The 11,097-nt window shown below is 67.7% G+C and carries 11 protein-coding genes and 2 pseudogenes; 3 read left to right on the top strand and 10 right to left on the bottom strand.

What is annotated here, in order from left to right:
• Positions 1-252: TetR/AcrR family transcriptional regulator (locus FXN61_RS01805; RefSeq protein WP_167969561.1), on the bottom strand; the 252-nt coding region annotated here is incomplete at its 3' end.
• Between the two features lie 84 nt (positions 253-336).
• On the opposite strand from FXN61_RS01805, the pseudogene FXN61_RS01800 reads away from it, so the two are divergent.
• Positions 337-1,232, top strand: a pseudogene (locus FXN61_RS01800) (SDR family oxidoreductase).
• A 328-nt stretch (positions 1,233-1,560) separates the two neighbouring features.
• Here FXN61_RS01800 and FXN61_RS01795 read toward each other — a convergent pair.
• The 6 genes from FXN61_RS01795 to FXN61_RS51390 form a co-directional block, all read right to left on the bottom strand.
• A complete protein-coding gene (locus FXN61_RS01795; RefSeq protein ID WP_167969559.1) occupies positions 1,561-1,989 on the bottom strand; it encodes a heat shock protein transcriptional repressor HspR in 429 nt (142 codons plus the stop codon).
• Between the two features lie 6 nt (positions 1,990-1,995).
• Positions 1,996-3,156 (bottom strand): molecular chaperone DnaJ, encoded by a 1,161-nt coding sequence (dnaJ, locus tag FXN61_RS01790; protein WP_167969557.1) that lies wholly within the window; start codon positions 3,154-3,156, stop codon positions 1,996-1,998.
• 17 nt (positions 3,157-3,173) lie between these two features.
• Positions 3,174-3,800 carry a nucleotide exchange factor GrpE gene (gene grpE / locus FXN61_RS01785; protein WP_167969555.1) on the bottom strand — a complete coding sequence of 209 codons (627 nt, stop codon included), beginning with the start codon at positions 3,798-3,800 and terminating at the stop codon, positions 3,174-3,176.
• The gene (dnaK, locus tag FXN61_RS01780; protein WP_167969553.1) at positions 3,797-5,665 is read right to left on the bottom strand and encodes a molecular chaperone DnaK; all 1,869 of its coding nucleotides are present in this window, start codon (positions 5,663-5,665) and stop codon (positions 3,797-3,799) included. The genes grpE and dnaK overlap by 4 nt, the downstream gene beginning before the upstream one ends.
• 186 nt (positions 5,666-5,851) lie before the next feature.
• Positions 5,852-6,679 carry a DUF4097 family beta strand repeat-containing protein gene (locus FXN61_RS01775; RefSeq protein WP_167969551.1) on the bottom strand — a complete coding sequence of 276 codons (828 nt, stop codon included), beginning with the start codon at positions 6,677-6,679 and terminating at the stop codon, positions 5,852-5,854.
• Positions 6,680-6,772: 93 nt separating this feature from the next.
• Positions 6,773-7,027: a hypothetical protein gene (locus FXN61_RS51390; protein WP_246290554.1), complete on the bottom strand. Its 255-nt coding sequence runs from the start codon at positions 7,025-7,027 to the stop codon at positions 6,773-6,775.
• Positions 7,028-7,086: 59 nt separating this feature from the next.
• Between FXN61_RS51390 and FXN61_RS51385 the strand changes: the two genes are divergently transcribed.
• Positions 7,087-7,263: a hypothetical protein gene (locus tag FXN61_RS51385; RefSeq protein WP_246290553.1), complete on the top strand. Its 177-nt coding sequence runs from the start codon at positions 7,087-7,089 to the stop codon at positions 7,261-7,263.
• Between the two features lie 69 nt (positions 7,264-7,332).
• Here FXN61_RS51385 and FXN61_RS01765 read toward each other — a convergent pair whose 3' ends face one another.
• Positions 7,333-7,911 (bottom strand): TetR/AcrR family transcriptional regulator, encoded by a 579-nt coding sequence (locus FXN61_RS01765; protein ID WP_167969580.1) that lies wholly within the window; start codon positions 7,909-7,911, stop codon positions 7,333-7,335.
• A pseudogene (locus tag FXN61_RS01760) lies at positions 7,908-8,230 on the bottom strand (DMT family transporter). The gene FXN61_RS01765 and the pseudogene FXN61_RS01760 overlap by 4 nt, the downstream one beginning before the upstream one ends.
• Before the next feature lie 144 nt (positions 8,231-8,374).
• On the opposite strand from FXN61_RS01760, the gene FXN61_RS01755 reads away from it, so the two are divergent.
• A complete protein-coding gene (locus FXN61_RS01755; RefSeq protein WP_167969549.1) occupies positions 8,375-10,636 on the top strand; it encodes a (Fe-S)-binding protein in 2,262 nt (753 codons plus the stop codon).
• 61 nt (positions 10,637-10,697) lie between these two features.
• On the opposite strand, the gene FXN61_RS01750 is transcribed toward FXN61_RS01755, so the two are convergent.
• The gene (locus tag FXN61_RS01750) at positions 10,698-11,078 is read right to left on the bottom strand and encodes a phage holin family protein (protein WP_167969547.1); all 381 of its coding nucleotides are present in this window, start codon (positions 11,076-11,078) and stop codon (positions 10,698-10,700) included.
• Between the last annotated feature and the right edge of the window lie 19 nt (positions 11,079-11,097).

Below are 11,097 nucleotides of genomic sequence, written 5' to 3'. Positions count from 1 at the left end.
CTCGACCGCCGCCAGCGCTCCAGCGGACTCAGGCGCGCCGGCGATCCCCCCGCTGAGCAGCTCGAGCAGCTCGTCCTGGCCGCCGAACAACACCTCGCGCTTGTCCCGGAAATGCCGGAAGTACGTGCTCTTCGTGAGGCCAGCGCGTTCGGCGATCTGCGCGACCGCCGTGTTCTCGTACCCCTGCTCGCAGAACAGGTCGAGTGCGGCGCGCACCAACCGCTCCCGCGCGTCCGGCTCCCATCGACCCATGACCGCCATCTTAAGTGATGGGACTTGGTCTCATCACTCTGCTACGGTGATGAGACCAAGTCCCATCACTCTGGAGTGCAGATCATGAAGGTCTTCGTCACGGGCGCCAGCGGTCACGTCGGCTCTGCTGTCGTCCCAGAACTGGTGCGGGCGGGCCACGAGGTCGTCGGACTGGCCCGCTCCGACGCGTCCGCCGCCAAGCTCGCCGAACTCGGCGCCGGAGTCCGGCGCGGCGATCTCGACGACCTCGACGGGCTGCGCAAGGGCGCGGCCGAGGCGGACGCGGTGATCCACCTGGCGTTCAAGCACGACGAGATGTTCGCCGGCAACTACGCCGCGCGTCCGCCGCCGACCTCGCAGTCGTCCGGGCGTTCATCGACGAACTCTCCGGCACCGGCAAGGCGCTGATCGGCACCGGCGGCACGCTGTCGTACTCCGGTTTGGGCCGCACCGCCACCGAAGAGGAGCGCGTCCCTGACGACCACAGTCGGGGCACCGCCCGCAACCTGATCATCGATGCTCAGAACCTGCGTGGCGCGGTCGTCGTGCTGCCACCGACCGTCCACAGTGAACTGGACACGGCGGGCTTCATCCCGTTGCTGGTCAGGACCGCGCGCGCCAAGGGCGTGTCCGGCTATCCAGGTGACGGCACGAACCGCTGGTCCGCCACGCACACGCTGGACGCAGCGCGGCTGTACCGCCTGGCCGTCGAGAAGGCCCCCGCGGGCTCGGTGCTGCACGCGGTGGCCGAGGAAGCCGTGCCGCTGCGGGCGATCGCCGAGGTCATCGGACGGAAGCTGGACGTGCCGGTCACGAGCATCCCGGTGGAACGGGCACAGGAGCACTTCGGCCCGCTGGCGAACATGGTCGCGCGTGACGCACCCACGTCCGGTGCGCGTACCAAGGCGTTGCTGGGCTGGGAAACGAAAGAACCCGGCCTGCTCGCGGATCTGGAGGCCGGGTTCTACTTCAAGCAGTGAGATTCAAGCGAAGGCGAGAAGCCCAGTCCTGAGCGAGCGAACCAGGCGGTGGGGTCCCGTCACGAGACTCGTGACGGGACCCCACCGCCAACGCAACCAAACTACGAAACGGCAAGCCGCCCAAAGCGCCAGGCGTGCCATCAACCCGCGACCGGCGCTGGACCCCCGATCAGATTGCCGGGGGGTTTGGGGGCAGAGCCCCCAAGGGAACCAAGCAACCGCAATCTCGCCGCCCACAAGGCGACCCCCACAAAGGCCGCGCCGCGCTTGCAACCGGGACACGCTCAACACAAAGCGACCTACCCGCAATGCCGCGACCCGCACGCAATCACTTGCGGGGCTTGGGCTTCCACACGACGAGCGCGGTCTCCTGCCGGATCGGGACCAGGTCCCGCCGGTAGGAGGCGTGCACGGCGGCGGCCGTGGAATCGGCCGCCGCCAACGCCTGCGCCAGTTCCTGCGTCAGTTCGTTGACCCGCATGCGCAGAGCGTCGACCTGGTTCTCCAGCTCGATGATCCGCTTGATGCCGGCGAGGTTCACGCCCTCCTCCTGCGAGAGGCGCTGAACCTCGCGCAGCAGCACGATGTCACGCATCGAGTAGCGGCGGCCGCCACCGGACGTGCGGCCGGGCGACACCAGACCCATCCGGTCGTAGGACCGCAGTGTCTGGGCGTGCAGACCCGACAGCTGTGCCGCCACCGAGATCACGAAGAACGGCGTGTCCTCGTCGGTCCCAGGAGGGAACGGGAAACTCACCGGAACTCACCGCCCTTCAAGCAGCGCGTTCAGATCACCGCGCGGGTCGTGGTCCTTCGTCACGTCCGCGTACCCCTCGAGTGCCTTGCGGGCCTCGGACGACAGGTTGTTCGGCACCGCGACCTCCAGGGTGATCAGGAGATCGCCCGCGGTCCCGTCCCGCTTCGTGATCCCCTTGCCCCGTGCCCGCAGCACGCGCCCGGAGGCGGTGCCGGCAGGCACCTTCAAGGTCACCTTGCCGTCCAGCGTCGGCACGGTCAACGTCGTGCCGAGCGCCAGCTCGGGGAACGTCATCGGTGCCGTCAGCGTCAGGTCGTTGCCCTGACGGCCGAACACGCTGTGCGGGTTGACGTGCACGCGCACGAACAGGTCACCGGAAGGCCCGCCGTTGCGACCGGGCTCTCCTTGTCCCGCAAGGCGAATCCGCTGGCCGTCGTCGACGCCCGACGGGATCCGCACGGTCAGCGTGCGAGTGCGGGTGCTGACGCCGTCGCCACCGCACTCGGGGCACGGGTCGTCGATGATCCGCCCGGTGCCGCGGCAGTCGCGGCACGGCTCGCTGAACGCGAAGGCGCCCTGCGATCGCGTCACCAGGCCGGAACCCGAACAGGTCGCGCAGACGTGCGGCATGGTGCCCGGCTTGGCGCCAGAGCCGCCGCACGTCGTGCAGGCGGCGGGGGACGACAGGCGCAGCGGCACCGTCGCACCCTTCACCGCCTCGGTGAAGTCGATGCGGACATCGGTCTCGACGTCCTCACCACGACGCGGACGCGTGGTCGAACCAGCCGTCCCGCCGCCGCGCCGGTTGAACAGGCCGCCGAGCAGGTCGCCCAGCCCTCCGCCACCGGTGCCCTGGGCGGCACGGCCGAACAGGTCGTTGACGTCGAAGCCGCCGCCGGAGCCGAAGCCGCCGGGAAAGCCACCTCCGCCGGCGAACAGGCGACGGGCCTCGTCGTACTGCTTGCGCTTGGCCGGGTCCGACAGCACGCCGTAGGCCTCGGAGACCGCCTTGAAGCGGGACTCCGCCTTGGCGTCACCGGGGTTCGCGTCGGGGTGCAGCTCGCGGGCGAGCTTGCGGTACGCCTTCTTGATCTCGTCCGCCGACGCGTCGGAGGAGACGCCCAACTCGCGGTAGAAGTCCTTTTCGATCCAGTCCCTAGCACTCACCGGACGTCTCCTCCTCCCTAACTTTCCTGAGCCGGCTCGGCACTTGCCGCCGGCTCGTGGTCCGTCACCGCGACGAGCGCGGGCCGGACGAGCTTGTCGCCGAACGTGTAACCGCGGCGCAGAACGGCGGTGACCGTCGGACCCTCGACGTCCGGGGACGTGCTGTGCTGCACGGCCTCGTGCACCGACGGGTCGAACGCCTCGCCCTCGTGCGCGAACGGCTCCAGGCCGGTCTTCTGCAACGTGGACACGAGCTTGTCCGCCACCGCCTTGAACGCGCCGGTCAGGTCGCCGTGTGCGGCGGCCCGCTCGACGTCGTCCAGCACCGAGAGCAGCTCGGCGGCCACGGACGCCTTCGCGTTGTTGATCACCGCTTCCCTGTCGCGTTCCACCCGCTTGCGGTAGTTCGCGTACTCGGCGGTGAGCCGCTGGAGGTCGGCGGTGCGCTCGTCGAGCTGGGTCTTCAGCTCGGCGGCCACCTCGTCCACGACCTCTGCGACCAAAGGCTCAGCCGGAGCAGTGCCTTCCTCGGAATCGTGGGCCGGCGCCCGGACCTCACCCGTTTCGGGGTCGATCCGGCGCCGGTCGTGCACGACTACCTGAGGCTGCTCCTCGTCAGGGGCGGCATGCCTCGGCTCGGTCACTTCTTCTCGTCCTCGTCCACGATCTCGGCGTCGACGACGTCGTCCTGGCCGGCCTTCGCACCGGCGCCGGCACCCGCACCCGGCGCGTCAGCACCAGGAGCCTCGGCACCAGCGGCACCGGGAGCGTTGGCGTAGATCGCCTGGCCGATGGCCTGGGACTCGGTCGCGAGCTTCTCGACCGCCGTCTTGATGGCGTTGATGTCGGTGCCCTTGAGCGCCTCGTTCGCCTCGGCGATCGCGGCGTTGACCTTGTCCTTGATCTCGGCCGGGAGCTTGTCGTCGTTCTCCTTGACGACCTTCTCGGTCTGGTACACGAGGGTCTCCGCCTGGTTGCGGACCTCGGCCTCCTCGCGGCGGCGCTTGTCCTCCTCCGCGTGGGCCTCCGCGTCCTTGACCATGCGGTCGATGTCGTCCTTCGGCAGCGCGGAGCCACCGGTGATCGTCATCGACTGCTCCTTGCCGGTGCCGAGGTCCTTCGCCGACACGTGGACGATGCCGTTCGCGTCGATGTCGAAGGTGACCTCGATCTGCGGCACGCCGCGCGGGGCGGGGGGCAGGCCGGTCAGCTCGAACATGCCGAGCTTCTTGTTGTGCGCCGCGATCTCGCGCTCGCCCTGGAAGACCTGGATCTGCACGGACGGCTGGTTGTCGTCCGCCGTCGTGAAGGTCTCGGAACGCTTGGTCGGGATCGTGGTGTTGCGCTCGATCAGCTTGGTCATGATGCCGCCCTTGGTCTCGATGCCGAGGGACAGCGGGGTGACGTCGAGCAGCAGGACGTCCTTGACCTCGCCCTTGAGGACACCGGCCTGCAGGGCGGCGCCGACGGCGACGACCTCGTCCGGGTTCACGCCCTTGTTGGGCTCACGGCCGCCGGTCAGCTCCTTGACGAGCTCCGCGACGGCGGGCATGCGGGTCGAGCCACCGACGAGCACGACGTGGTCGATGTCGCCGACGGAGATGTTGGCGTCCTTGATCACGTTGTTGAACGGCGCGCGGGTGCGCTCGAGCAGGTCGTTCGTGATCCGCTGGAACTCGGCGCGCGACAGCGTCTCGTCGAGGAACAGCGGGTTCTTGTCGGCGTCGACCGTGATGTACGGCAGGTTGATGGACGCCTGCGACGAGCTGGACAGCTCGATCTTGGCCTTCTCCGCAGCCTCACGGATGCGCTGCAGGGCCATCTTGTCCTTGGTCAGGTCGATGCTGTTGGCCTGCTTGAAGCGGTCCACCAGCCAGTCGACGATGCGCTGGTCCCAGTCGTCACCACCGAGGTGGTTGTCACCGGAGGTCGCGCGGACCTCGACGACGCCGTCGCCGAGCTCGAGCAGCGAGACGTCGAACGTGCCGCCACCGAGGTCGAAGACCAGGATGGTCTGCTCCTTCTCGCCCTTGTCGAGGCCGTAGGCGAGGGCCGCCGAGGTCGGCTCGTTGACGATGCGGAGCACGTTGAGGCCCGCGATCTGGCCGGCCTCCTTGGTGGCCTGGCGCTGCGCGTCCTCGAAGTAGGCGGGGACGGTGATGACGGCGTCGGTGATCTCCTCACCCAGGTACGCCTCGGCGTCGCGCTTGAGCTTCATCAGCACGCGCGCGCTGATCTCCTGCGAGGTGTACTGCTTGCCGTCGATCTCATCGGTCTTCCAGCTGGTGCCGATGTGCCGCTTGACGGAACGGATGGTGCGGTCGACGTTGGTGACGGCCTGGTTCTTCGCGGGCTGACCCACGAGGACCTCGCCGTTCTTCGCGAACGCGACGATGGACGGAGTCGTCCTCGAGCCCTCCGAGTTGGCGATGACCGTCGGCTCACCGCCCTCGAGAACGGCGACGACGGAGTTGGTCGTCCCCAAGTCGATGCCGACTGCACGCGCCATTGGAGTTCCTTCCGCTAGTACTTGTTGAGCGTTGCTGGCTCAAGTTTGCCATTCGCTCAGCCTTGAGCCTACTCGACTCAAGCTTTCTGACTCGACCAACGGCCGGGAAAGTCTGGTTGTTCCCTCAGAACGCGTCGAGGGCCACCCCTTGTGGAGTGGCCCTCGACACATTCCCCCTGGTGGAACTCAGATCCCGAGCACCTTCACGTCCCCCGACCCGGTGCTCAGCCTGAGTTCCAGCGACGCCGACGGGTCGGTCGGCACGTTGATCGTGCGGTCACCGTTACCCGACGATCCGTTCACCTTGTACGGGCCCCCTGGCACCCTCACGGTGACGTCACCGGACCCGGTGTCGACCCGCACCGACCTGGCGGAGCTGAAGGTCAGCTCGACCCGGCCCGAGCTGGCGTCGGCGATCACCTCGTTGTCCAGCGCGATGCCGTCGATGTCCCCGGAACTGGTGCTGACCAGCATCTTGCCCTTCACCGCGTCCAACGAGATGCGACCGGAATGCAGATCGGCCGTGACCGCGCCGCCGACCCTCGTGGCCTCGAAGTCACCGGATCCGGCAGTCGCCTTGACGTCCCCCGGGATGTCGCGGACGACGATCCGGCCGGAGCCCGTCTTGTACTCGACCGAGGCCAGCCCCTCCGCGGTCAGGTCACCGGACCCCACGTCGCCCAGCAGGGTGATGTCCGCCGACGGCACGAGGATCTCGTAGTTCACCGTGCAGTCGTTCCCGCAGGTGTCCAGCACCAGCGAGGTGCCCTCGACGCGGTGTGAGAGGCCCGTCGGCTTGTTGTTCTTCTCGTGCTCGACCCTGCGGTGGATCTTCGTCTCGGTCAGCCCCTGCTGGAACCGGATCGACACGTTGCCGGAACCGGTGCGCGCTCGCACCGACGTGAACTTCTCAGCGACGACGTGGTCGTCCTGGAACTCGTACTTCATGATGCGGATCCCGCACGCGGAGAGCACCGCCCCCACCAGCAACGCCACCAACGCCGTCCTCAGCATGGGCACAAAACTAGAGGTGGCGGCGCTCAGCTACACGGCAGTCAGCCCCCGAAGGCAGGGTGGGGCTGTCCCTACCTGATTAAGACACAAAGATCAGATGAGGTCTTCCAGCACCGTGCGCAGGGCCGGAGCCGTACGTGCGGGGTCGTTCAGGAACCGCGTCGAGGCCAGCACGTACGCGGGCGCGATGCGTTCCCACAGCAGGCCGTCGACAGGCACCTCGACGATGTGCAGCTCCACGCTCTGCGCCCACCTGCCGATCCGCGACTCGATGCCGCGCAGCACGTCGCCGATCGGCAACGCCGCGGGGCTCTGCACCCGGTGCAGCTCTTCGATGCCCGGCTTCACGGCGAGCACCGCGGCACGGACAGGCCGGTCGGGTCAGCAACGCCTCCGCGTCCTCCGGCATGACCGGCTCGGCGCCCCGTGTGCACGCGTCCAGGGCGTCGGCCCACCAGCCAGGCCACTCGCTCGTCACGGCGGCACGGTCGACGCCGGGAGGCACCTGCACCGGCAGCGACGGATCCAGGCCCGGCACGTGCGGCTCGGTGTCGACCGACAACGCCAAGGTGTCGCGCACGTAGAGCGCTGCCAGCAGCCCGAGGCTCACCCCGTGGCTGATGCCGGACACCTCTCGCGCGAACTTCATGCCTTCATTGTTCCCTCGTTGCTGAGGTGGAATCGTCGCGGCCGCAGATCAAGAAGGACACGATTGGCTCCAGCTCGTCCTCGTTCGGAGCAACATCGGCGATCAGGCACTGGATCAGCAGCCCGTCCACGGCGGCGAGGAGCGCCCTGAAGGCCACCGGATCGGCCGGCCGCACGATCTCCATCGCCTGGTCGAGCCATCGGCGGGCGGCAGGCCTCAGCTCCGGACGCCGGCCGGCCAGCAGGTACAGTTCGTATTCGGCGAGCGTGCGGCCGCGGTTCTCGTTGACCGCCTTCGCCAACGTCGCCGCGATCTCACGCGCGCTGCCGCCGCGCGCCACCGTCTGCAGCATTTCCTCGCACGACTCTTCAGCCGCCCACAGGAGCGTGGCGATCAACAGGTCGTCGAGCGTCGCGAAGTAGTAGGTCGGTGCTGTCGTCGGCACGCCCGCTTCCCGCGCCACGCTGCGATGGGTCACACCCGCGACGCCGTCCCGTTCGATGACCCGCAGCGTGGCCTCGACGATCGCGCGGCGCTTCTTCTCGCCGCGCGCTTTCCGCCCGTCTGTCGCTACCGCGGTCAGTGCGTCCTCCCGAGCTCGAGCGTCACCACGCCTCCGATGATCAAAGCCAACCCGATGACCATCGTGGGGTTGAGGGTTTCGCCGAGGAACTTCCAGCCGATGACCGCGACGGCTGCGACACCGATCGCGGACCACACGGCGTAAGCGACGCCCACGGGCATACCCAACTTCAACGCGCGCGAAAGCGCCGTGAAGGCGATGACGTAACCGACGACGACGACTGCCGACGGCCACGCTCTGCTGAAGCCATCGGACAGCTTCAAGACACGGTGGCGGCGATCTCTCCCACGATCGCCGCAGCCAGATACAGGTACAACACGGCGACCTCCGGGTGCTCAGCACAACTACTGGAACAAGTGTTCCACAAGTTTCTGATCAATTTCCGGATACTTGACCGGTACGTGAGGAGACACCGGCCACGTCCAAGTGGTTACTCACCAGTAACGTGGCCTAGACTCCCGCCATGACCCTCCAGCTGGTTCTCGGACTCGTCGCCGTTGCGGTGAGCGTCGTCGCCTGGGGCGTGTTCGTCGCTGGCGTCTGGAAGATGATCAAGATCATCCGGCTCGGCCAGCCGGACGGCACCCGCACGGGCCCGTTCTGGCCGCGGCTGAAGACGATGGTCGTCGAGTTCGTGGCGCACACCAGAATGGCGAAGTTCCGCTCGGTCGCCCCGTGGCACTGGATGGTGATGTGGGGCTTCCTCATCGGCTCCGCGGTGCTGTTCGAGGCCTACGGTGAGGTGTTCGACCCGCACTTCCACTGGCCGATCATCGGCACGTGGTCGATCTGGCTGTTGCTGATCGAGCTGCTGGGCCTCGGCACCGTCGTCGGTGGTGTGGCGCTCGCGATCATCCGCCAGCGCAACCACCCGCGCCGCGCGGACAGGGTCTCCCGCTTCCAGGGCTCCGACTTCAAGTCCGCCTACTTCGTCGAGGCGGTCGTGATCATCGAGGGTGTCGGCATCCTGATGGTCAAGGCGTTCAAGCAGTCGAGCGGTCTGGAGGTCGCTCCGCTGTGGACGTCGTTCGTGACGCAGCCGCTTGCGCAGATCCTGCCGGCCGCGCCGATCTGGGTGTCGGTGATGGCACTGGTCAAGCTGCTCAGCGGCATGATCTGGCTGGTCGTCGTCGGCCGGAACCTCACGATGGGCGTTGCCTGGCACCGGTTCTCGGCGTTCTTCAACATCTACTTCAAGCGCGAGGACGACGGCGGCGTCGCCCTGGGCGCGTTGAAGCCGATGATGTCCGGCGGCAAAGTCCTGGACCTGGAGGAGGCCGACCCCGACAAGGACGTGTTCGGCGTCGGCAAGGTCGAGGACTTCAGCTGGAAGGGCTGGCTCGACTTCTCCACCTGCACCGAGTGCGGCCGCTGCCAGTCGCAGTGCCCCGCATGGAACACCGGCAAGCCGTTGTCCCCGAAGCTGGTCATCACGCAGCTGCGTGACCACGCGTTCGCCAAGGCGCCGTACCTGCTGGCGGGCGGCTCGCGCGACATGGCCGGTGACGAGGTCGGCCTGACCGAGGACAAGTACGAGGACTACAAGAAGCGCCTCGAGTCGATCGACGTGCTGGCGATGGCCGAGTCCGAGCGCCCGCTGGTCGGCGGCCCCGACGAGCTCGGCGTCATCGACCCCGAGGTGCTGTGGTCCTGCACCACCTGTGGCGCGTGCGTTGAGCAGTGCCCCGTCGACATCGAGCACGTCGACCACATCGTCGACATGCGCCGCTACCAGGTGCTGATCGAGTCGAACTTCCCGACCGAGCTCGGCGGCATGTTCAAGAACCTGGAGAACAAGGGCAACCCGTGGGGCCAGAACGCCAAGGACCGCCTGGCGTGGACCGACGGCCTCGAGTTCGAGGTGCCGGTGTTCGACGGCGAGCTGGGCGACGCGGAGTACCTGTTCTGGGTCGGCTGCGCCGGTGCGTTCGAGGACCGCGCGAAGAAGACCACCCGTGCCGTGGCCGAGCTGCTGCACACCGCGGGCGTCAAGTACACGGTGCTCGGCCCGGAGGAGACCTGCACCGGTGACCCGGCCCGTCGCGCCGGCAACGAGTTCCTGTTCCAGATGCTCGCGCAGCAGAACGTTGAGGTGCTCAACTCGGTGTTCGAGGACCGGCCCGTCGGTCAGCGCAAGATCGTCGTGACGTGTGCGCACTGCTTCAACACGCTGGCGAACGAGTACCCGCAGGTCGGTGGCACCTACGAGGTCGTGCACCACACGCAGCTGCTGAACAAGCTGGTGCGCGAACGTCGCCTGGTGCCGGTCGCGCCGGTCACCGAGGACGTCACCTACCACGACCCGTGCTACCTGGGCCGTCACAACAAGATCTACGAGGCACCACGTGAGCTCATCGGGGCCTCTGGCGCGAAGCTGCGCGAGATGCCGCGCCACGAGGAACGCTCCATGTGCTGCGGTGCCGGTGGCGCTCGCATGTGGATGGAAGAGCGGATCGGCAAGCGCATCAACGTCGACCGCGTGGACGAGGCCCTCTCGACCGCGCCGTCGAAGATCGCGACCGGCTGTCCGTTCTGCCGCGTGATGCTGACCGACGGTGTGACCGCGCGTCAGTCCGACGGCCTGGCCGGTGCGCACGTCGAGGTCGTGGACGTGGCGCAGATGCTGCTCGAGTCCGTGAAGCGCGGCACCGAGAAGCAGGACACGCCGACGGACGAGGTGCCGACCGGCACGCCGCTGCCGGACCAGGACAAGTCCAAGGTCTGATCCAACGCAAGCGAAAGGCCCTCGGTCCGGTGTGGACCGAGGGCCTCTCTCGTGTCGTGGGTCAGTCCTTGTCGGTGATCTTGTCGTAGACCACGTTCAGCACCCAGCCGGTCAGGGCGACGATGATCGCGCCCCAGAACGCGGGCCAGAAGCCGTCGACGCGGAACGGCAGGTCCAGCAGTTCGGCGAGCCACCCGGTGAGCATGAACAGCAGCGCGTTCACCACGAGCCCGATCAGGCCGAGGGTGACCAGGTAGAACAAGCAGCCGAAGAACTTCACGAGCGGCTTCACGATCGCGTTCACCAGGCCGAAGATCACCGCGACGCCGAGCAGCGTGAGGATTCTCGATCCGGTGGTGCCCTCGCCCAGGTCGATGCCCGGAAGGGCGGTCGACACCCAGACCGCCACGGCAGTCAGCAGCACATGCACCAAGATGCCCATGCCGCAGACTAACCGTGAC

Source organism: Lentzea indica (assembly GCF_012184385.1).
Classification (GTDB): Bacteria; Actinomycetota; Actinomycetes; order Mycobacteriales; family Pseudonocardiaceae; genus Lentzea; species Lentzea indica.
This window is presented reverse-complemented; position numbering and strand designations above follow the sequence as displayed.

What these genes read in the sequence shown, in the direction of transcription:
- dnaK (WP_167969553.1), bottom strand. Translation starts at nt 5,665, where the DNA reads ATGGCGCGTGCAGTCGGCATCGACTTGGGGACGACCAACTCCGTCGTC.
- FXN61_RS01775 (WP_167969551.1), bottom strand. Translation starts at nt 6,679, where the DNA reads ATGCTGAGGACGGCGTTGGTGGCGTTGCTGGTGGGGGCGGTGCTCTCC.
- FXN61_RS51385 (WP_246290553.1), top strand. Translation starts at nt 7,087, where the DNA reads ATGACCGGCTCGGCGCCCCGTGTGCACGCGTCCAGGGCGTCGGCCCAC.
- FXN61_RS01755 (WP_167969549.1), top strand. Translation starts at nt 8,375, where the DNA reads ATGACCCTCCAGCTGGTTCTCGGACTCGTCGCCGTTGCGGTGAGCGTC.
- FXN61_RS01750 (WP_167969547.1), bottom strand. Translation starts at nt 11,078, where the DNA reads ATGGGCATCTTGGTGCATGTGCTGCTGACTGCCGTGGCGGTCTGGGTG.